24 protein-coding genes and 1 riboswitch are annotated in these 18840 nt (G+C 50.4%); of the genes, 15 read left to right on the top strand and 9 right to left on the bottom strand.

Features of this window, described 5'->3' with window-relative positions; genetic code table 11:
• Positions 1–17: 17 nt before the first annotated feature.
• Genes FYJ51_RS13590 through FYJ51_RS10630 form a run of 3 tightly spaced genes read left to right on the top strand, consistent with a single transcriptional unit; the run spans position 18 to position 2713 of the window.
• Positions 18–620, top strand: a complete 603-nt coding sequence (locus FYJ51_RS13590) for a hypothetical protein (RefSeq protein ID WP_205946302.1) — start codon at positions 18–20, stop codon at positions 618–620.
• Entirely contained in the window at positions 577–1770 is a 1194-nt protein-coding gene (locus FYJ51_RS10635) for a cation diffusion facilitator family transporter (RefSeq protein ID WP_154505545.1), read from the top strand. The genes FYJ51_RS13590 and FYJ51_RS10635 overlap by 44 nt, the downstream gene beginning before the upstream one ends.
• A gap of 25 nt (positions 1771–1795) precedes the next feature.
• Positions 1796–2713 carry a DMT family transporter gene (locus tag FYJ51_RS10630; RefSeq protein ID WP_154505543.1) on the top strand — a complete coding sequence of 306 codons (918 nt, stop codon included), beginning with the start codon at positions 1796–1798 and terminating at the stop codon, positions 2711–2713.
• On the opposite strand, the gene FYJ51_RS10625 is transcribed toward FYJ51_RS10630, so the two are convergent.
• Together FYJ51_RS10625 and htpG are read right to left on the bottom strand one after the other, a co-directional pair.
• On the bottom strand, positions 2679–3245 hold the full coding sequence (locus FYJ51_RS10625; RefSeq protein ID WP_154505541.1) for a cadmium resistance transporter: 567 nt from the start codon (positions 3243–3245) through the stop codon (positions 2679–2681). The two genes, FYJ51_RS10630 and FYJ51_RS10625, sit on opposite strands and share 35 nt — an antisense overlap.
• A gap of 88 nt (positions 3246–3333) precedes the next feature.
• Positions 3334–5337: a molecular chaperone HtpG gene (htpG, locus tag FYJ51_RS10620; protein WP_105303243.1), complete on the bottom strand. Its 2004-nt coding sequence runs from the start codon at positions 5335–5337 to the stop codon at positions 3334–3336.
• Between the two features lie 128 nt (positions 5338–5465).
• Between htpG and FYJ51_RS10615 the strand changes: the two genes are divergently transcribed.
• The 4 genes from FYJ51_RS10615 to FYJ51_RS10600 are packed head-to-tail and all read left to right on the top strand — an operon-like array spanning position 5466 to position 8427.
• A complete protein-coding gene (locus tag FYJ51_RS10615; protein ID WP_154505539.1) occupies positions 5466–6311 on the top strand; it encodes a fumarate hydratase in 846 nt (281 codons plus the stop codon).
• Complete coding sequence (locus FYJ51_RS10610; RefSeq protein WP_105303245.1) at positions 6308–6835, top strand: Fe-S-containing hydro-lyase; 528 nt, start codon at positions 6308–6310, stop codon at positions 6833–6835. Before FYJ51_RS10615 ends, FYJ51_RS10610 begins: the two co-directional genes overlap by 4 nt.
• The gene (locus FYJ51_RS10605; protein ID WP_235897281.1) at positions 6807–7262 is read left to right on the top strand and encodes a DUF523 domain-containing protein; all 456 of its coding nucleotides are present in this window, start codon (positions 6807–6809) and stop codon (positions 7260–7262) included. Before FYJ51_RS10610 ends, FYJ51_RS10605 begins: the two co-directional genes overlap by 29 nt.
• A complete protein-coding gene (locus FYJ51_RS10600; protein ID WP_105303247.1) occupies positions 7249–8427 on the top strand; it encodes an NAD(P)-dependent malic enzyme in 1179 nt (392 codons plus the stop codon). The genes FYJ51_RS10605 and FYJ51_RS10600 overlap by 14 nt, the downstream gene beginning before the upstream one ends.
• A gap of 146 nt (positions 8428–8573) precedes the next feature.
• On the opposite strand, the gene FYJ51_RS10595 is transcribed toward FYJ51_RS10600, so the two are convergent.
• Positions 8574–9350, bottom strand: a complete 777-nt coding sequence (locus FYJ51_RS10595; protein ID WP_154505537.1) for a putative RNA methyltransferase — start codon at positions 9348–9350, stop codon at positions 8574–8576.
• A gap of 104 nt (positions 9351–9454) precedes the next feature.
• On the opposite strand from FYJ51_RS10595, the gene FYJ51_RS10590 reads away from it, so the two are divergent.
• The 3 genes from FYJ51_RS10590 to FYJ51_RS10580 all read left to right on the top strand — a co-directional run bounded on the left by FYJ51_RS10590 (position 9455) and on the right by FYJ51_RS10580 (position 10737).
• Positions 9455–10030 carry a TetR/AcrR family transcriptional regulator gene (locus FYJ51_RS10590; RefSeq protein ID WP_105303249.1) on the top strand — a complete coding sequence of 192 codons (576 nt, stop codon included), beginning with the start codon at positions 9455–9457 and terminating at the stop codon, positions 10028–10030.
• A 4-nt stretch (positions 10031–10034) separates the two neighbouring features.
• The gene (locus FYJ51_RS10585; RefSeq protein WP_105303250.1) at positions 10035–10382 is read left to right on the top strand and encodes a hypothetical protein; all 348 of its coding nucleotides are present in this window, start codon (positions 10035–10037) and stop codon (positions 10380–10382) included.
• 100 nt (positions 10383–10482) lie between these two features.
• Positions 10483–10737, top strand: coding sequence for an FAD-binding protein (locus FYJ51_RS10580; protein ID WP_105303251.1), 255 nt, complete (start codon positions 10483–10485; stop codon positions 10735–10737).
• Between the two features lie 53 nt (positions 10738–10790).
• Here the strand turns inward: FYJ51_RS10580 and FYJ51_RS10575 are convergent, their stop codons facing one another.
• Complete coding sequence (locus tag FYJ51_RS10575; protein ID WP_105303252.1) at positions 10791–11624, bottom strand: arginase family protein; 834 nt, start codon at positions 11622–11624, stop codon at positions 10791–10793.
• 244 nt (positions 11625–11868) lie between these two features.
• Here FYJ51_RS10575 and FYJ51_RS10570 point away from each other — a divergent pair, with 244 nt between their 5' ends.
• The 4 genes from FYJ51_RS10570 to FYJ51_RS10555 all read left to right on the top strand — a co-directional run bounded on the left by FYJ51_RS10570 (position 11869) and on the right by FYJ51_RS10555 (position 14721).
• Entirely contained in the window at positions 11869–12720 is an 852-nt protein-coding gene (locus FYJ51_RS10570) for a LysR family transcriptional regulator (RefSeq protein WP_167836469.1), read from the top strand.
• Between the two features lie 4 nt (positions 12721–12724).
• A complete protein-coding gene (locus FYJ51_RS10565) occupies positions 12725–13474 on the top strand; it encodes an SDR family NAD(P)-dependent oxidoreductase (RefSeq protein ID WP_167836470.1) in 750 nt (249 codons plus the stop codon).
• Complete coding sequence (locus FYJ51_RS10560) at positions 13471–14349, top strand: YitT family protein (protein ID WP_154505535.1); 879 nt, start codon at positions 13471–13473, stop codon at positions 14347–14349. Before FYJ51_RS10565 ends, FYJ51_RS10560 begins: the two co-directional genes overlap by 4 nt.
• Before the next feature lie 66 nt (positions 14350–14415).
• Positions 14416–14721: a glutaredoxin domain-containing protein gene (locus tag FYJ51_RS10555; RefSeq protein WP_105303256.1), complete on the top strand. Its 306-nt coding sequence runs from the start codon at positions 14416–14418 to the stop codon at positions 14719–14721.
• 88 nt (positions 14722–14809) lie between these two features.
• On the opposite strand, the gene FYJ51_RS10550 is transcribed toward FYJ51_RS10555, so the two are convergent.
• The 4 genes from FYJ51_RS10550 to FYJ51_RS13585 form a co-directional block, all read right to left on the bottom strand.
• On the bottom strand, positions 14810–15514 hold the full coding sequence (locus FYJ51_RS10550; RefSeq protein ID WP_105303257.1) for an epoxyqueuosine reductase QueH: 705 nt from the start codon (positions 15512–15514) through the stop codon (positions 14810–14812).
• On the bottom strand, positions 15507–16544 hold the full coding sequence (gene queA / locus FYJ51_RS10545; protein ID WP_105303258.1) for a tRNA preQ1(34) S-adenosylmethionine ribosyltransferase-isomerase QueA: 1038 nt from the start codon (positions 16542–16544) through the stop codon (positions 15507–15509). The genes FYJ51_RS10550 and queA overlap by 8 nt, the downstream gene beginning before the upstream one ends.
• Positions 16545–16619: 75 nt before the next feature.
• Positions 16620–17213 carry a LexA family protein gene (locus tag FYJ51_RS10540; protein ID WP_105303259.1) on the bottom strand — a complete coding sequence of 198 codons (594 nt, stop codon included), beginning with the start codon at positions 17211–17213 and terminating at the stop codon, positions 16620–16622.
• Positions 17214–17312: 99 nt separating this feature from the next.
• On the bottom strand, positions 17313–17831 hold the full coding sequence (locus tag FYJ51_RS13585) for a GNAT family N-acetyltransferase (RefSeq protein ID WP_205946301.1): 519 nt from the start codon (positions 17829–17831) through the stop codon (positions 17313–17315).
• Positions 17832–17912: 81 nt separating this feature from the next.
• Between FYJ51_RS13585 and FYJ51_RS10530 the strand changes: the two genes are divergently transcribed.
• Positions 17913–18518 (top strand): HAD family hydrolase, encoded by a 606-nt coding sequence (locus tag FYJ51_RS10530; protein ID WP_105303261.1) that lies wholly within the window; start codon positions 17913–17915, stop codon positions 18516–18518.
• Between the two features lie 50 nt (positions 18519–18568).
• Positions 18569–18655, top strand: a riboswitch (SAM riboswitch).
• 85 nt (positions 18656–18740) lie between these two features.
• On the opposite strand, the gene FYJ51_RS10525 is transcribed toward FYJ51_RS10530, so the two are convergent.
• Positions 18741–18840: transposase (locus tag FYJ51_RS10525; RefSeq protein WP_205946303.1), on the bottom strand; the 100-nt coding region annotated here is incomplete at its 5' end.

The raw sequence follows: 18840 nt of genomic DNA, 5'->3' as shown, positions 1-18840 counted from the left end.
AGAAAGAGGTGATCCCAATGATCCGGCAGAATCATCGTTTCCAGTTCAGCATCAGTCTTCTGTTCCTTGCATATGCATATCTGGTGACCGGCTATCCTGCGGCTGCACTCTTTTTCGGAATTGCTTCGTTTCTGACTGCGCTTCTCTTTCATTCTGCCGGAACGCTGAACCGGAATCTGAATCAGGTTCTGATCTCAGCACTGATCCAGGCTGGGATGATCCGGGGGTCGGGACTTGAGCAATCCTTTCCGGAGATTCTTGTTCTTGCTGTGCTGAATGCGGCAGTTTCATCTCTCTGGCTGTGCAGCTCCCGCAAGGCAGTCCGGGAAACCATGCAGGTACTGTCACTGGCATGTGCTTCTCTTCTTGTATTGGAGCTCGTTCTGCCAGAAGCGGTAACTTCCTGCTTCGCTGGTCTTTCATCCTGTTCTGTTTCAGAGGGCTGTCTGATGATTCTGCTGATGTTCGGTCCGATTCTGATTCCTTACGGGGTGAAACAGACTCTCATTTTGCCCCTCAAAAGAAAGGACAGATCGCTTATAATGAGTCAGATACATTCGCAAGGAGCAGGAAACTATGACGGAATGGCTGGTAGVGCACTTTATAAAAAACAAGGATGATGTCCAGAATGAACAGGTAAGACTGGCTTACGGAAATCTCTCAAGCATTACCGGAATTGTCTGCAATGTGTTCCTGTTCGTGCTGAAGTTTCTGATCGGCCTGCTTTCGAATTCCATCGCGATCATTTCCGATGCATTCAATAACTTATCCGACTGCCTCAGCTGTCTCGTGACCATGTTCGGCTATCATCTTGCCGCAAAGCCGGCTGACCAGGAACATCCGTTCGGACACGGCCGCATGGAATACATTGTGTCGTTCTTTGTCTCAGGAGTGATTCTGATTGTCGGCTTCGAGCTGTTCCGCTCTTCAATCACGAAGATCATCCATCCCGAAGAAGTTCATTTCTCCTGGACGATGGTAATCATTCTTGCTGCCTCGATTCTGGTCAAGGTGTGGATGGGCTCCTTCAACAAGACCCTCGGCAAGCGCATCAACAATATTGCGATGATCGCCACCAGTCAGGATTCCATGAATGATGTATTTGCGACCTCCGCAACTCTGGCTGCCCTGATTCTTTCTGCCTGGATTCCTTCGATTCCGTTTGACGGCATTGCCGGTCTCGTCGTTTCGCTGTTCATCTTCTATTCCGGCTATGGCATTGCCAAGGAAATCATCGACAAGCTGCTTGGCGGGCCGGCAAGCCATGAGCTGACTGAAAAGATCCGTACGCTGATCCTCTCACATCCGGAGATCATCGGTGTTCATGACATGATGATACATGACTACGGACCGGGCAGACAGTTCGGCTCTGCACATGCCGAGGTAGAATCCTCAATGGATTTTCTGAAGGCACATGATGTGATCGACCAGGCAGAACGCGAAGTCTATGAGAAGACGCATGTGTTCATGACGCTGCACATGGATCCGATTGATATCTCCGATCCCCAGACTAATGCCTACCGCGAAGAAGTCATGCACATTCTGCACAGCATCGATCCGAAGCTGAGCATGCATGATTTCCGGGTGGTCTATGGTCAGACGCATACGAATCTGGTCTTCGATGTGGTGATTCCGTTTGGCTGCACACATTCTTCTCAGGAAATCACCGACCGGATCAATTCGGCTCTGAGCAATCAGGTTCAGAAACTGTATACCGTGATCACATTCGACCATGAATTTACCTCCGACGCAGACCGGGAAGATCTTTAGCAGAACTTGGAAAGCAGGAAATCCAATGAAAAGACAGCAGATGACCGGCAATCTCATGCTGATCGCAACGGCATTCATCTGGGGCTGTGCCTTTGTCGCACAGTCCGTTGCGATGGATTCCGTAGGACCATGGACCTTTACCTGCGTGCGAAGCTGGATTGCCGGCTTCGTGCTGCTGGCAGTCATCCGGTTTCTGGATTCTGCCGGACTGGCCGTGAATGACTGGAAAGGGGCACTGAAGCCGGGAATCATTGTTGGCCTTGCGCTGACCGCCGCCAGCATGCTGCAGCAGATCGGCATCCAGTATACGACGGTAGGCAAGGCGGGCTTCATCACCGCTCTGTATGTCGTGCTCGTTCCGATCTTTTCTTCTCTGCTTGGCAGAAAGGTATCTTCGCGGATCTGGATCTCAGCAGGGATTGCGGCATTCGGTCTCTACCTGCTGTGCATGCAGGGAGGCTTGTCGCTCAGACAGGGAGACTTCTTAGTATTCCTGTGCGCAATTGCATTTGCAGTGCATATTCTTGTCATCGATTCTTTCCAGAAAGTCGATGGGGCAAGAATGTCGTGCATTCAGTTCTTCACCGTCGGAATTGTCACGACTATTCCGATGCTCGTTCTGGAACATCCGGATCTCAGCAGCCTCCTTGCGGCAGCAGGACCGATTCTTTATGCCGGCATCCTTTCAAGCGGAGCAGGCTATACGCTGCAGATTCTCGGGCAGAAACATGCCGATCCTTCTGTGGCAAGCATCCTGATGAGCCTGGAATCAGTATTCAGCGTCTTAGCCGGGTTCCTGTTTCTGCATCAGGCAATGTCAGCCAAGGAATTAGCAGGCTGTGCGCTGATGTTCGGAGCAATTGTCCTTGCACAGATTCCCGAAAAGAAAACGGCTGAATCATCAGCCGTCAGATCCCGAACAGAATCAGAACACCAAGAATGACCAGGATTCCCGGTACGAGATATCGGGAATATTTTCTGATGGTCACCTGCACTGCCGGAAGTTCCGAGAACTTCTGCGCAGCATACAGAAGCACGAATGTGAGCAGGACGAAGATCACTCCGCTGATCAGCAGCTCCATTACAGTCATGGTTGAGAATACCGGAACATATGCTGCAAAGTTATCGGCACTGTCCGCAAACGTCAGCATCAGCACGCGCGGAATGGTATAAGTCATGAATGGCTTTCCTTCTGCCTGGGAAGGTTCATTGAATGAATTGAACAGATATCGCAAGCCGAGGATGATCGGCGCAACGCCGAGTACCTGCGTGAAGCGCCAGCTGGTCTGCTGGATTCCCCAGCCTCCGGCCATGCCGATGACATAGACAAGGAAGATTCCGAGAAAGGAACCGATCCAGATATTCCGGCGCTCATGGCGATCCTTGCTGGTAGAGAAACTCACTGCCAGAACCAGGAAGTCATCCACCGTGGTGGAAAGAAACAAAGCAATTGCAGTAATGATTGCAGTAGTCATGGAAAGCCCTCAGCTATGGTTCTACCTTAGCATTTTTCCGGGAAAAAGAAAGACCCGGGCACGAAAATGCCGCGGGTCAGAGAACGGATTACTTCTGTTCTTCCTTCGAATCAGAGGAGCTGTCTTCTGCCGGAGTGCTTTCTGCATCAATCACTTCCGGCTTTTCTTCGGCAGGCTTTTCCGGTGCTTCCGGATAATCCTTCGCAGCAGCTACCATGAGTTCGCTGATCTTCTTCGCATAGGAGACCGGATCCTCAATCTGCAGTCCTTCAATCAGACATGCCTGATCATACAGAACTCCTGCATACTCCTTGAGCTTCTCCGGATCTGCTGCATAGACATTCTGCAGCGTATGGAAGATCGGATGATCCGGGTTGATCTCAAGGATTTTGACGGCCTTCATGCCTTTGTTATTCGGATCCTGAGACAGAACTTTCTCCATCTCGATGGACATGCCTTCATCGGCAACCAGGCAGACCGGATCGTCCTTCAGACGGGAGCTGATCCGCACTTCCTTGACCTTGCCATCCAGGGCATCCTTCATTGCCGTCAGCATATCCTTGCTGGCAGCAGCCTTCTCTTCGGCAGCCTTCTTCTCGTCTTCCGTATCCAGATCAAGATCTGCATCCTGGATCGACTTGAACTGCTTGTCATTGTAGCTCTGCATCATGCGGATCACGAACTCATCAATCGCATCCGTGAAGTAGAGAATCTCGTAGCCCTTGTCACGAACTTTCTCAAGGGCTGGCAGCTTCTCGATATCCGCAACAGTCTGGCCGGCAGCGTAATAGATTGCTTTCTGGTCAGCCTGCATCCGGTCCGCATACTCTTTCAGCGTGACATACTTGCCTTCCTTGCTGGACTTGTAAAGCAGCAGATCCTGCAGCTTCTCTTTGTCCATGCCATAGGACTTATAGATGCTGTACTTCAGATTCAGACCGAAGTTGTCAAAGAACTTCTCATATTCAGAACGTTCATTCTTCAGCATATCCTGAAGGAAGTTCGTGATCTTCTTGTCGACGGAAGCAGCCAGTGCTTTGACCTGGCTGTCCTGCTGCAGGATCTCACGGGAAATGTTCAGGTTCAGATCTTCACAGTCAATCAGACCAGTCACGAACCGGTAGCACTCCGGCAGCAGATCCTTGGCCTTGTTCATGATGAACACGCCCTTGGAATACAGCTGCAGACCTGGTTCGAAGTCCGTATTGTAGAAGTTGTAAGGAGCCTTTGCCGGGATGAACAGCAGGGCAGTATAAGAGACATTGCCCTCTACGCTGTAATGAAGAACCTTCTGCGGATCTTCCCAGTCATTGAATTTGTTCTTGTAGAACTCATTGTATTCTTCCGGCTTGATGTCGCTCTTCTTCTTTTTCCAGAGCGGAATCATCGAATTCAAGGTCTCTTCTTCCTTCGTATCGATGGTCTTCTTGTCATCGGTCGGATCCGGCACGCTCTTGGTGACTTCCATTCTGATCGGATAGCGTACATAGTCGCTGTACTTCTTCACGAGCTCGCGGATCTTGTACTCTTCGAGATAATCGGAATACTTCACATCATCCGTATCATCCTTCAGCTCCAGAGTGATTCTCGTTCCGATGGTATCCTTTGTGATCTCGGAGATCGTATATCCGTCTTCACCGGAAGAAACCCAGGAATATGCCTTGTCGCTGTTCGCACTTCTGGATTCTACGGTGATCTTCTTGGCAACCATGAAGGCACTGTAGAATCCGACCCCGAACTGACCGATGATATCGATGTCAGAATCCTTCTTTTCCAGTGCTTCCCGGAATTCCGCGGATCCGGACTTTGCGATGGTGCCGAGATTCTTCTCCAGCTCTTCGCTGGTCATGCCGATGCCGCTGTCTTCAACGACAAGGGTGCGATTCTCAGGATGCCGCTCAATTTTAATCCAGAGGTCTTTCTTATCGACATTCTTAGAAGCGTCGGTCAGACCTTCGTAATACCGCTTATCCAGTGCATCGCTTGCATTGGAAATCAGCTCCCGCAAGAATATCTCCTTGTTCGTATAGATGGAATTGATCATTAATTCCAGAAGCCGTTTTGATTCTGCTTTGAACTGTTTCTTTGCCATGTTTCAACCTCCTTGGCACTCGGCTTATCAGACTGCTAAAGAAGTTTAGCACTCATATGCATAGAGTGCAAGAGCAATTGAGCGAATTGCCTGCAAAAACCTGCTTAGCAGATGTTAGAATACAGGCAATGAGAGAACTGGATGTCGCAGAAATTCGCGCTGCGCTGAAAAAAGCATGCGGAACCATTGCCGTGCATTATTCTCCGGATATTCTGAAAGCCCTGAAGCAGGGCGCCCAGAACGAAACCGACGAACGATCCCGGTTTGCAATGGACATGCTGATGGATAATGCCCGTATTGCTGAGAATGAGAACATTCCGATCTGCCAGGATACCGGCATGGCCATTGTCTGGGTGAAAGCCGGACAGGAAGTGCACTTCATCAACGGAAGTCTGCAGGAAGCGATCCAGCAAGGCGTTGCCGAGGGATACACCGAAGCCTATCTGCGTGCTTCGGTGGTTTCGGATCCGCTGTTTGACCGCAGAAATACCGGAACCAACACTCCGGCACTCATCTATACCGAACTGGTTCCGGGCAATGAAGTGACACTGGAACTGATGGCAAAGGGATTCGGCTCTGAGAATATGAGCCGGATCCGGATGCTGAAACCAGCAGAAGGCCTGGAAGGGGTAAAGCAGTTCGTGCTGGAAACGATCCGCCTGGCTGGTCCGAATGCGTGCCCGCCGATGATTGTCGGTGTCGGCATCGGCGGAACCTTCGACTACGCTGCCGAACTTTCGAAGAAAGCATTGCTGAGACCGCTCACAGAATCCAATCCGGATCCTCGCTATGCAGAACTGGAGAAAGAACTTCTGGAAGAAGCTCAGAAACTGAAGATCGGCCCGATGGGACTGCATGGCAATACGACTGCTCTGAAGATTCAGATTCTCGAATACCCGACGCATATTGCAGGGCTGCCATGTGCTGTGAATATCTGCTGCCATGCTTGCCGGCATACGGAGATCCGACTATGAGAAAGCTGACTTTGCCATTATCTGAAGAAGAGATTTCTTCTCTGCATGCCGGAGATGCGGTGGAGCTGAGCGGGGTGATCTATACTGCCCGTGATGCGGCTCATAAGCGTCTCCATCATCTGATTCAGGAAGGAAAAGAACTGCCGCTGGATCTCAATGGCGCAGCCATCTATTATGCCGGTCCGACTCCGGCAAAGCCTGGTCAGCCGATTGGTTCCTGCGGGCCGACAACCAGCTCTCGCATGGATGCCTATACGCCGGAACTGCTTGATCATGGACTGAAGATCATGATCGGAAAAGGCCGGCGCAGCGAAACCGTGAAAGACGCAATCAAGACTCATCATGCCGTCTACTTCGTCGCCTGCGGGGGCGCCGGAGCCTTGCTCAGCCATTCGGTTATCGCCTCAGAACCAGTCGCATTTGCGGATCTGCTGGCAGAAGCGATTGTGAAGCTCACGGTGAAAGACTTCCCATGCTTCGTAGGAGTGGATGCAGATGGGAAAGATATCTATGATCTGCGTTAGCGCTTGCCTGGCGGGCTGCAGCTGCAGGTATGATGGAAAAAGCCATGAGATCGAAGGAATCCGGGAGCTGGTAGAAAAAGGAGAAGCAGTTCCGGTATGCCCGGAAGAACTGGGCGGATTGCCGACACCGAGGCTTTGTGCGGAGATTCAGAAAGACGGACATGTGCGCAATACTGCTGGAATTGATGTGACACAGGAATACCAGACCGGGGCAGAAAAGGCCTTGGAGATCTGTCTGAAACATGGATGCACGAAGGCTATTCTGAAGTCCTCGAGCCCGAGCTGCGGCTGCAATGGCATTTATGATGGATCATTTTCGCATACAAGAATTCCCGGAGATGGCATATTTGCACAGATGCTGAAGGAACATGGGATCAGATGCATCGATGATACAGAATGGAAGAAGGAAACCTATGAATTACTATGAAGAAGCTCTGAAACTGCATGCAGCACATCATGGAAAATTGTCTGTGGAACCGAAAGTTCCGTGTGAGAATGCTCAGGATCTGAGCATTGCCTACACGCCTGGTGTTGCCCAGCCATGCCTGGAAATCCAGAAAGATCCGGAGAAATCCTACCTCTATACCGATCGCGGCAATACGGTTGCGGTTGTGACTGATGGAACTGCAGTGCTTGGCCTCGGCGATATCGGCCCGGCGGCAGGCCTTCCGGTCATGGAAGGCAAAGCACTTCTGATGAAGCGGTTTGCCGGCATCGATGCCTGGCCGATCTGCCTGGATACCAAGGATCCGGATGAAATCGTAGCCATCTGCAAAGCAATTGCGCCGGGTTTCGGAGCAATCAACCTGGAAGACATCAGCGCTCCGCGCTGCGTGGAGATTGAGCGCCGCCTGATTGAGGAATGCCCGATTCCGGTCTTCCACGACGACCAGCATGGCACTGCGATTGTCGTGCTTTCGGCTCTGATTAACTGCATGCGGCTGAAGAAAGCAAAGCCGGAAGATCAGAAGGTTGTCATCAGCGGCTGCGGAGCGGCCGGTTCTTCGATCATCCGGATGCTGTATCAGTACGGGTTCCATCATATCTATGCATTCGATGTGGATGGATGCGTCGACCCGGATCATGCTGAGAACTACAACAGTCTGAAGAAAGAGCTGCTGCAGTATGTAAACCTCGACCATCAGCACTATGCAAGTCTCTCAGAGGCGATGAAAGGTGCCGATATCTTCGTCGGAGTCAGTGCCCCGCATCTGGTTACCCGCGAGATGGTCGCTTCCATGAACCCGCAGAACATCGTCTTCCCGATGGCAAATCCGGAACCCGAAATCACGTATGAGGAAGCCAAGGCTGCCGGTGCATGGATCATCGGAACGGGACGTTCCGACTATCCGAATCAGGTCAATAACCTGCTTGCTTTCCCTGGCCTGTTCCGCGGCGCCCTGGATTCCAAGGCAACTCGGATCACCGAAGGCATGAAGATTTCTGCGGCTAAAGGCATTGCGTCGCTGGTCTCTGAGGAAGAGCTTTCCACGGATCATGTGATTGTCTCAGCATTTGATGAGAGAGTCGTGCCGACTGTCGCCAATGCCGTCAAAGCAGAAGCGATCCGCTCCGGATATGTCAGAAAGTGAGCAGTTTTCACAGAATTGACACAATTCTTGCACAAAAATCACACGATCGGAGGATAAGATGTCAGTGTTAGTGATGAGCTGACAGTAAATTTCTTTCCCTCCTATTAGAAAATGAACCTGTATTTGCGGCAGGTTCTTTTTCTATCCTACGAATTCTTCTGGTAGCAGCGGATCACGAACTCTGCAGTGCAGGTCAGGAAGGAAACTGCTTCCAGCTTCTTCTTTNCGGCTTCGCCAGTCCGGTAAGCATACGGAGTCATCTGAAACAGATTTTTCAGCATCTCCTGGTCTGCTTCAAAATGATTGCTGAGATGCTGTTCACGGATCAGCTTCATCTGCGTTTTAAGAGGTGCTTCTTCATTCTCATACGGGTGTTCATAGAGTATTTTCTTAAGTTCCTGAAGATGAGTTCTTCCAGGGATCACATACAGAAAATATCCTCCTGGTTTCAGGATCCGTACGATCTCTTCTTCTGCGGCTGGTGCAAAGCAGGTAATTGCGAGATCACAGGATTCCTCTGCCAGCGGCAGATGAAAGATGCTGGAAATCACATACCGGGTGGAAGAATCGTGTTTCGCGGCATGCTTCAGGGCATCTCTGGACAGATCAAACCCGTACTTCTCCGGGGCTGGAAAAGAACTCGTATAGTAGCCCTCCCCGCAGCCAAGATCTGCCAGCACCTCCGGAGACCGTTCCCGGATCATTTCCGAGAGCTCATTTTTCAGAAAAGAATATGCTCCGGAAGAAAGAAATGAAGTTCTTGCCAGAACCATTTCCCTATTGTCTCCGCGTTCTTTCCGGTAGGCGGGATCCAGGTTGACATAGCCCTGCCGGGCGATATCGAAACAGTGATGGTTTGCACAGCAGAGAGAGTTTCCTTCCTGGTGAAGGGCAGCTCTGCAGATCGGACAGATCAGTTTCATGCCTTCAAGGTTATCACATAATCGTGTGAAGTATCACATAGTTCTTCTTTCCTGTTGACTGTCGGTCAGTCAGGAAATATAGTTACGATGCGGGAGGTATCTGGATGGAAGAAAAAGAGAACCATGAGAATGAAGACCGCAGAGAAGAATTCATTGACGCTGCCGAACGTCTGTTCAAGAAGAATGGAGTCATGGGGACTACCATCAATGCGATCGTCAGCGAGATGAATGTAGCCAAGGGCTTGTTCTACTATTACTTCAAGTCTAAAGATGATGTGATTGATGCGATCAGCGAGAAATACAACGAAAGCTTCCGGCAATCCATCAGGAAGAATCTTTCCAAGGAAGACTGCTTCGAGGAGCGTCTGGACCAGTTTCTGGACAATACGATCGCTTCCTTCCGGCAGATGTGCGAGAACCTTCAGGGGGCCAGCAAGGATATCGATCTTTCGATTCTGAGTTCCAGAAGTCTCGATGAAGCCAAGGAAACAGCCTCAAAAGCATTGCAGGACCTTCTGGAAGAAGGCAACCGTCTGCACAAGCTTCATGTGGACAATGCAGAGTATTTCTCCAAAGTCGTAATCAGCGGAATTGCAGATCTCTGCAGCCAGGCAGAGGCAGATGGCAAGGAAATCAGAAGAGTGATTGAGGATCTCATCAGAAGATCCGGAAAGGAATAAGCATATGATGGAAGATTTCAAGAAGATGACAGATGACTGGGTCAAGTTTGTGGATGAATCCAGTGACAAAGTGGCTGATTTTGTGACGAAGAGCACCAAGGATATGACTGGCGCACTGAAGAAAGAGCGCAGAAAGATGGAACTGCGTTCGCAGATCGGCGAGCATACCAGAGCTTTGACCAAGGCTTATACAAGGCTTGGCGAAGCCTACTATGACGCAAAGACTTCCGGAAAAGAAGTGGAAGGAATGCAGGATGTGATGGATCTGGTTCATTCCAACCGCAAGGTTGTGGAACTGCTGAAGGCACAGCTGGAAGAACTTGAGAAAACAGATTCTGAGAAAAAAGACTGAATCAGAAAACACAAGCAGTGAACCGCTGAGGGATCACTGCTTTTTTTGTATCTGGAACAGAGCTCAGAGACGCATCTTTGCAGAAATCACACACGTTTGTTTGTGTCAAGACCTTAGGACCTTTTCGGACAAGCTGGAAACCGGACCGTTCATTGCGGTACCGCGCAAGCTGAGTGTGCATCATACGATGAGCGGAGGCCAGATCAATACGAAGGCCAAGGTACTCGATACTGATGGCAATGTCATCTTTGACTTATTCGCATCCGGCAAAGCAACGGGCGGCAATGCGATTGCCGACACCGTCGTCAATGGCAGGATCGCTGGCGAGCAGACAGCTGGCTGCAGCAGAAACTGATCGCTATTCTCATCAGGACAAAATGAAAACCGGAGCGATCCGGTTTTCTTATCTTACAGGGAACTGCCGATGCGCACTAGCTCTTTCAGGAATTCTTCGTCGCGGTCATCCGGCCCGCCGGTATACTGCGTGATGCTCATGCCGACAACATTGCAGGAAGCAGAAACAGAGGAAACGATTCCCATCAGCGCAGAAATAGAAATGCCGCTGTTTTCAGGATACTGGGTGAGACGGAATTCATTGGGATCCAGGCAGTCCAGACTGATATGCAGGAATACATTGCGGAAGGAACGCTGACGCAGAAGTTCTGCGACGATCCCGGGATCTTTCTCCAGCGTACGGGACTGGATGTGGTCTATGTGATGATAATCGATGAAGCGTTTCTCTGAGAGATTCACGCCGCGCGTCGTGCAGAGCAGCACCTGATTCGGATTGAGGACAGACGGAAGCGTCTGCCAGAGCTCCGGGGTTCCATGCCCGCATAAGGTGCGGAGGGCCATGCCGTGATAGAGTTCTGACACAGTATATTTCGGATTATCCAGGCCGGAATGGGATTCCAGGAATACTTCAGCAAAATCCTTCCGGCAAAGCGTATTCAGATAAGCAGCACACGCGAGATCCGAATCAGAACTTCCTCCGACCAGGAAGATCGTATCCGGACGGATGCTTTCCAGCTTGTTCTGGACAAGCTTATGCTGGAAGAGAATATCGGCGTATCCTTTCGTGCCATGATTGACGGGGCTGATCAGATCAGTAGTTACCGGAATCGTGATGGTATCGAGGCTGCCCATATAATTCTTCATGAAATAATAGGTGCTGTCATATACGGTAAGGTCTTGTCCGTTTCCCTGCCATTGCGGGAAGACGAGGTTCAGATGTTTTTTCATATCATTTCTCCATGCTGGTGTTCAGCAGATAAGTTCAGAATGCAGATGAAAGGAAGAGAGCAAAGCAGAACCACAGAATCTTCGTCGGGCCCGGGTTCCGATTGCCTGCGTGCATGTCTTAAGAATGGGTTTCATGTCTCTCTTCTCCTTTCTGTTTGGCAATACTATAATGAATCCGGATAAATTAGACAAATGAATGATTCTGATTGAATCGATCAATAATTTTCATGAAAGGGATAACACTATGAACCTGCCGCAGTATCAGGCATTTCTGAAAGTCGTTGAAACCGGCAGCTTTACAAAAGCTGCAGAAGAACTCGGTTATACGCAGTCAGGCATTACCCATCAGATTCAGATGCTCGAGAAGAGCCTTCAGGTCAGTCTCCTGAAGCGTGATCGATCAGGAATCAGCCTGACCGCAGAAGGACAGGTTCTTCTGCCGTATATCCGCAATCTTCGAACCGATGAAGCTGCTCTGCAGCAGCGGGCAATGGAACTGGTGCACGGAAACAGCGGACTGATCCGGCTTGCTGCATTGCCGGAAGTCACCAGGTGCTGGCTGCCAGGCATCATTTCCCAGTTTTCCAGAGCGCATCCGCAGGTTCAGTTCCAGCTCTTTTCCGGAACAGGGAAGGAATGCATTGCGCTGGTTCAGAAAGGAAGTGCAGATCTCTGCATAGCTGCTCTTCCGGCGGAAGCAGGGCTGAAGACGATGTTTCTGAAAAGAGATTTTCTGATGGCAGTACTTCCTGCCGGAAAGACGAAGGAAGAAACGATCCGCAGAACGGCATTGAAGAAGCTTCCTCTGATCCGGACCAGTCCGGATTATCTCGAAGGGCTGTTCAGGGGTGAACCGATTGTCCCGGTATTTCAGGTTCCCGATTCAGTCAGCCTGATTGCGATGGTGCAGGAAGGGATTGGCTGCGGAGTGCTCTCAGAGATGGAGCTGAAGCAGACAGGAAAAGGAATTGCGTGCTGCCGGCTGGAGCCTTCCGCATACCGTGATCTTGCTCTGATGCATGCGGATGCCAATCCGCTTTCGAAAGCTGCAGAAGAATTTGCACAAGCTGCTCAGGTCTGGATCAGCAGGAGGTAGGGCCATGAAGACAGTTCTGATCACGGGCGGCTCGGAAGGAATCGGATATGCCTTAGCAGAATGCTTTGCAGAAGATCATTACCGCATTCTGCTTGCCGCAAGAAATATTGAGAAGCTCAATCAAGCTTCGAAGAAACTCCAGAATACCTATCATGCAGAAACGGCGGTATATTCCATAGATCTTTCCGCTCTCGGAAATGCGGAACAGCTCTACCGGCAGATCAGAGAAGATGGCTATCAGGTTGATGTGCTCGTCAATAATGCCGGCATAGGGTTTCTGGGCAGAAGCTGGGAGATTCCGATTGAAGCAGATGAACGGCTGACCATTCTGAACGACACTTCGCTGATGACACTGACAAAGCTCGCTCTGAAAGACATGCTTGCTTCGGGAAAAGGAGAAATCATCAATATCTCCAGTACCGGCGCATTTCAGCCGGGACCGTATATCGCTTCCTATTATGCGTCAAAGGTATTTGTCGAATACTATACGCGGGCAGCAGCAGAAGAAGTGAAGCATACCGGGGTCCGGGTATACTGCTACTGTCCGGGACCGGTGGATACTGCATTTTATCCGAAGTCAGGCGGGAAGAAGCCATTCGGTGCGATGAGTGCAGAACAGGCTGCAGAATATGTTTACAAACATCGAGGGAGCCGGTGTATGATCATTCCGGGCTTTCTGAACCAGATCACGCGGATTGTTCCGACGGACCTGCGGATGAAAGCAATTCTGCTGATGAAGAAGAAAACACTATGACAAACGAATTATATGTTCCTCCGAAGCCTCTGACTGCCCGTAATATCCTTCTGATCGTGGCCGGATCTGCGATGTATGCCATGGCGGTCAATCTGTTTCTGACACCTCTGAATCTGTATGCGGGCGGAGTTGTCGGTCTGGCCCAGCTGATCCGGACTCTGGCATTTCCGCATGTGACGGGCATCGATGTTGCGGGCCTCATCAACCTGATGCTGAACATTCCCCTGTTTCTGCTTGCCTGGAAGGGCATGAGCCGCAAGATGGTATTCGGTACCGCTGTCAGCATCTTTGTTCAGACTCTCGTGCTGTCTGCAGTCAAAGCACCGGCAGCCCCGCTGCTGGATGATAAGCTTGCCTGCATCCTGCTGGCGGGCATGATCGGCGGTGCTGGCTGCGGAATCGTGCTGACAAATGGCGGCAGTGCCGGCGGCCTGGATCTGCTTGGCGTATATCTCACGATGAAGTCACGGCATTTCTCCGTAGGCTTGATGAATATTCTATTCAATGTCGGCCTCTATTCGGTGTGTGCAGTGCTGTTCGAACTGAGCACAGCATTGTATTCTGCGATCTTTGTGGCTGCATTCTCCGCAACGATTGATCGGTGGCATTATCAGAACATTGAGCTGGAACTGATGATCTTCACACATCATCCGGAGATCAAAGAAACCATCATGAAGAAGTATGTGCGCGGTGTCACCTGCTGGAAGGGCATGGGCGCCTATACCGGCAAGGAAACGGAAGTGCTTGTTACCGTTGTTGCCAAAAGCGAAGCGGAAGATGTAAAGCGGGACATTCTTGCTCTGGATCCTCATGCCTTCATCATCGTGCATCAAGGCACGGATGTGACCGGAGGATACCAGAAGCGTCTTGTCTGATTCATTTCTGATGCATTCCTGTCCTGAATCCTGTAGAATTCAGAAAACAGAAAGAAGGGATCAGATATGATTCGTATTTACGGAAGTCCTCATTGCCCTGACTGCGTGGCATGCAAAGCAGCATTCGATGAGAAAGGCACCCCGTATGAATTCATCGATATCACCGGGTCGATGCCGAACCTGAAAGCATTTCTGAAGATGAGAGATCATCTGCCGCTGTTTGAAGAAGTGAAGGAACGCGGTTCTGTCGGAATCCCGGCGATCGAGAAAGAAGACGGAACGATCACCCTGGACTGGGAAGAAGTGCTGAAGGAATACGGCATGACTGCTCAGCCAGGCAAAGCCTGCAGCCTGGATGGCAAAGGCTGCTGAACTTAAACTGCGAAAGCAGTTTTTTTCATGGAGCTGACCAGGTACAGAAAAAGCAGAGTTTCCTCTGCCTGAATGTCATGGCCTGGAATCAGAGAGCTTCTTCTGATTCTATTTTTTCTGCTTCTTCCGGATGGCGGCTGTAATAAGAATAGATGCATCCGCAGTAATCCTGGCGATACAGATGATGCTCTTCAGCCAGTTCGTGCTGGCGGGTCTGACCCCCGCCTTTCTTGAAGTCCGAATAGAAATAGCGGACCGAAGGATAGCGATGCGACAGGGATCTTCCGATCTCATTCATCTTCTGGCTGTCTTTCTGGCGAGAGATTGACATGACCGTCGTGAAGTAGTCAAAGTGATGCTCCGCAGCATAGCGGTATGCTTCATTCATGCGGTATGCATAGCAGTAGAAACATCTGCCAGCTCCTTCCGGATCCTCCTTCATCGGTTCCAGCCTCCTGGTATATGCCTCATTGTCGTATGGAGTGATGATGAGCTTCACGGTATTTCCGGTTTCGCTGATATAGCGCTTCAGTTCTTCCAGCCGCCTTTCATATTCGGCAGAAGGCCAGATGTTCGAGTTGTTGAAATAGATCGTTACATCAAAGACCTGAGTGAGAAACTCGATCGGAAACGATGCGCATACTGCACAGCATGCATGCAGAAGGAGCGAAGGCTTTCTCCCCTGGTACTCTTTGCGGATGTCTTCGATCTCCTTTTTCGAAACCAGATAGTAGTTCGTGCGCTGCTGCTTTTTCCGGTTCTCTCTGAGACGGATCAGATCTTCCTTATTCATTGGTCAGAAACATGCAGTCTCCGAACGAGAAGAACCGGTATTTCTCCTGCACAGCCACCTGATATGCATGCATGATCAGATCATAGCCGCCCAGCGAGCAGATCATCATGATCAGCGTCGACTTCGGCAGATGGAAGTTCGTCAGCATCGCATCGATCGTATGCCATTCATAGCCAGGATAGATGAACAGCTTCGTCTCGCCATGGCAGGCTTCAAATCTGCCGAACCGGTTCCACACGGATTCCAGTGTACGGACCGAAGTCGTGCCGACAGCGACAATTCTTCTTCCTTCTGCTTTGGCCTGATTGAGGATCGAAGCTGCTTCTTCTGACATGTAATATACTTCGCTGTGCATGACATGATCCTTGACATTCTCGGTGTCCATCGGCTTGAACGTGCCAAGACCGACGTGCAGCGTCACATCGACGATGGTCACGCCTTTCTGCTGCAGCTGATCGAAGATCTCCGGCGTGAAGTGCAGCCCGGCTGTCGGTGCAGCTGCGGAACCATCTACTTTGGCATAGACGGTCTGATAGCGATTCGGATCATCCAGCTTTTCCCGGATATATGGGGGCAGAGGAACATTTCCGAGTTCCTCAAGAATCTCATTGAAAATGCCATGATAGATCATCTTCATCTTCCTGAGTCCCTGTTCCTCGACTTCGACGCACTGTGCCTTGAGTCTGCCATCATGGAAGCTCACGACTGTTCCGAGCTTGACCGTATGAGCATTGCCGAGCAGGCATTCCCATACATCATCCGGAAGCTGTCTCAGCAGCAGCACTTCCACATGTGCCCCGGTTTCTTCCTTGATCCCGTAGAGACGGGCCGGGATGACTCTCGTATTATTGCGGACGAGGACATCTCCTTCATGGAGATAATCCACGATGTCATAGAAATGCTTATGTTCCAGTTCTCCGCTCTTCATATGGACCACCATCATCCGGCTGGTCTTGCGGTCCTTCAGAGGAGTCTGGGCAATGAGCTCCTTCGGGAGCTCATAATCAAAATCACTTGTCTTATCGTACATAGATGCCTATGTGTTCCTGCCTTTCTGTTCTCAGCTCAATTATCTTAAAGGTCCGGCCATGAAAACACAATGCCATCAGAAATAAGTCTTGCAGGAAATCACCTGTCCGATTACCCGGACTGGCAGCGAGGAAATCTCTTTCGCATCAAAATAGCGGTTCTCTACCTCCGGATTGGCCGCTTCGAGGATCATGACTCTGCCCTTATAGACGACCTTCTTAACCGTCACTTCATCACCGATCAGGATCACGCCGATTTTTCCGCTGTCGATCCGGCTGCACTGTCTGACCAGGACCAGGGAGCCATCCATGATTCCGGCTCCATTCATGGAATCTCCAGTCACCTTCAGATAGAAGTCTCCGTCCCGCGCATCTTCCATCGTGGCCGATTCCTCGCCGAGATAATTTTCTTCCGCAAACAGGTCATATCCAGCCTTGACATAGCCGAGAACAGGGAGCTGAACCCGGATATCCATGCCCTTGATCGCCGGTTCGATATTATAGCCGACCATTTCGCTGAGCGTCTTCAGAGTATCTCCGTATACATGCTTCACGCTGCCGTTGACCCACCGGCTGACCGTCGAGCGGTTCACATTGCATCTCCGGGCAATCTCTGCATCAGAAACCCCGCTCTTCAGCTTGTAATCATGAAGAATATCCTTCAGTTCCATAATGACCTCATTTCCGGCTTCATTATAGGGTTTTGTGCAACAACATGTCAAATTCAGACATCTGATCGATGCACTTATTCCATAGAAATGACACAGTTTTCAGCAGCCAAGCCGGCAGCGGCTCTTCCGCTTCTCAGGGTCCGGCAGGGAGGAAGCTTCTTGTGCGGAAAGAACCCAGTACTCCATTCCGGATTCCTTATGATCCAGGCAGAATCCTCTCTTCTTGAGAAAGGCGATTCCTTCCGCATTGTCCGGCCCGATTGCCGCTTCCAGGGTCTCAAATCCATGTTCCTTCGCTTCCCTGGCAAGATGAATCAGTGCATAGGTTCCGTAATGTTCCATGCGCTCTTCCTTCTGGATGAGAATCCGGATCCGGCACCTCGTTTCTGAGATTCTTTCATATTCGCAGATGCCCGTGAAGTATCCGCAATGGTCGCAGTAGATGAATCTTCCAAGCGCGCTGCTTCCGTCAGAATTCACATACTGATCCAGATAATGATCCCACTCTTCTTCCGGAAATGAGATAGTCCCGTGATTCCAGCTCATGGAACAGCTGCTGCCAAGCAGCTTCTTCCGGTATTCAAGTTCTTCCCGTTCAGGCTTCAGATACTGCGTCATATACTTTTCCCTCTGTCGCCTTATGATACCTGCTGGCGCAGAAAAAAGCTTCTGACATGCTTTCTGTGCAATAATAGGACCATGATCCGCAATATCGTACTGGACCTTGGCGGGGTCCTGATCACTTATCATCCTGTCAGCTCCATCATGAGAGCAGGATACAGCAGGGAAGACGCAGAGCGGCTGAACCGTTCCGTTTTCCTGGATCCCCTCTGGACAGAACTGGACCGGGGAACATATGCTTCGATGGAAGAGGCACTGCCTCTTTTCTGCAGTGCGCATCCGGAAGATGAGAAGCTGATCCGTGCATTCTTTTCGAATAACTGGATGGAACTGCTATTTCAGCCGATCGAAGCAAGCGTCGTTTTTCTGAAGAAGCTGAAGCAACATGGATATCGGGTATATTTTCTGACCAATTATGCGGCAGATTCTTATCAGGAGACTTCTTCCAGACTTTCGTTCTTTTCACTTGCAGATGGTGCTGTTGTTTCTTCCGAAGTGAAGATCAATAAACCAGATGAACGCATATACCGGATTCTTCTGGAACGTTATTCTCTGGTTCCTTCGGAGACACTGTTCTTCGATGACCATGAAATCAACTGCAAAGCAGCGATCCGCTGCGGCATGCATGCACAAGTATTCCGGGATGCGGAAACCGCAGAGGAAGTTCTCCTGAGCAATTTCTGAACAATGCTGTCCGGGGATTGCATCCGGGCAATGAGATGCTATCATGAAAGTGCCTATGGAGAGTGTGCGAGAGACCGGCTCTTTGACCACACGGCAACCTGCTCTTTCGCAAGGTGCTAATGCCGGACCGATGGGGTGATCTTGCATGTCAGAACGTCCTGTCACTTCACAAAATTTCATTCGGTAGAAGCCACACCCCTTTACGGGGCGGTTTTACGTTGTTTAGCCCTGATTCTCAATATAGTGTTCAATGGTTTCCTGAGATACCTGTCCTATCGATGCAGCAAAATAGCCATCTGACCATAACATTTTTTCTTTCCAG

The organism is Stecheria intestinalis (genome assembly GCF_009696165.1).
GTDB lineage: Bacteria > Bacillota_I > Bacilli_A > Erysipelotrichales > Erysipelotrichaceae > Bulleidia > Bulleidia intestinalis.
The sequence above is the reverse complement of the archived record's forward strand: the minus strand, read 5'-3'. Positions and strand labels throughout refer to the sequence as shown.

What these genes read in the sequence shown, in the direction of transcription:
- FYJ51_RS10630 (WP_154505543.1), top strand. Translation starts at nt 1,796, where the DNA reads ATGAAAAGACAGCAGATGACCGGCAATCTCATGCTGATCGCAACGGCA.
- FYJ51_RS10625 (WP_154505541.1), bottom strand. Translation starts at nt 3,245, where the DNA reads ATGACTACTGCAATCATTACTGCAATTGCTTTGTTTCTTTCCACCACG.
- htpG (WP_105303243.1), bottom strand. Translation starts at nt 5,337, where the DNA reads ATGGCAAAGAAACAGTTCAAAGCAGAATCAAAACGGCTTCTGGAATTA.
- FYJ51_RS10615 (WP_154505539.1), top strand. Translation starts at nt 5,466, where the DNA reads ATGAGAGAACTGGATGTCGCAGAAATTCGCGCTGCGCTGAAAAAAGCA.
- FYJ51_RS10610 (WP_105303245.1), top strand. Translation starts at nt 6,308, where the DNA reads ATGAGAAAGCTGACTTTGCCATTATCTGAAGAAGAGATTTCTTCTCTG.
- FYJ51_RS10605 (WP_235897281.1), top strand. Translation starts at nt 6,807, where the DNA reads ATGGGAAAGATATCTATGATCTGCGTTAGCGCTTGCCTGGCGGGCTGC.
- FYJ51_RS10600 (WP_105303247.1), top strand. Translation starts at nt 7,249, where the DNA reads ATGAATTACTATGAAGAAGCTCTGAAACTGCATGCAGCACATCATGGA.
- FYJ51_RS10590 (WP_105303249.1), top strand. Translation starts at nt 9,455, where the DNA reads ATGGAAGAAAAAGAGAACCATGAGAATGAAGACCGCAGAGAAGAATTC.
- FYJ51_RS10585 (WP_105303250.1), top strand. Translation starts at nt 10,035, where the DNA reads ATGATGGAAGATTTCAAGAAGATGACAGATGACTGGGTCAAGTTTGTG.
- FYJ51_RS10575 (WP_105303252.1), bottom strand. Translation starts at nt 11,624, where the DNA reads ATGAAAAAACATCTGAACCTCGTCTTCCCGCAATGGCAGGGAAACGGA.
- FYJ51_RS10570 (WP_167836469.1), top strand. Translation starts at nt 11,869, where the DNA reads ATGAACCTGCCGCAGTATCAGGCATTTCTGAAAGTCGTTGAAACCGGC.
- FYJ51_RS10565 (WP_167836470.1), top strand. Translation starts at nt 12,725, where the DNA reads ATGAAGACAGTTCTGATCACGGGCGGCTCGGAAGGAATCGGATATGCC.
- FYJ51_RS10560 (WP_154505535.1), top strand. Translation starts at nt 13,471, where the DNA reads ATGACAAACGAATTATATGTTCCTCCGAAGCCTCTGACTGCCCGTAAT.
- FYJ51_RS10555 (WP_105303256.1), top strand. Translation starts at nt 14,416, where the DNA reads ATGATTCGTATTTACGGAAGTCCTCATTGCCCTGACTGCGTGGCATGC.
- FYJ51_RS10550 (WP_105303257.1), bottom strand. Translation starts at nt 15,514, where the DNA reads ATGAATAAGGAAGATCTGATCCGTCTCAGAGAGAACCGGAAAAAGCAG.
- queA (WP_105303258.1), bottom strand. Translation starts at nt 16,544, where the DNA reads ATGTACGATAAGACAAGTGATTTTGATTATGAGCTCCCGAAGGAGCTC.
- FYJ51_RS10540 (WP_105303259.1), bottom strand. Translation starts at nt 17,213, where the DNA reads ATGGAACTGAAGGATATTCTTCATGATTACAAGCTGAAGAGCGGGGTT.
- FYJ51_RS13585 (WP_205946301.1), bottom strand. Translation starts at nt 17,831, where the DNA reads ATGACGCAGTATCTGAAGCCTGAACGGGAAGAACTTGAATACCGGAAG.
- FYJ51_RS10530 (WP_105303261.1), top strand. Translation starts at nt 17,913, where the DNA reads ATGATCCGCAATATCGTACTGGACCTTGGCGGGGTCCTGATCACTTAT.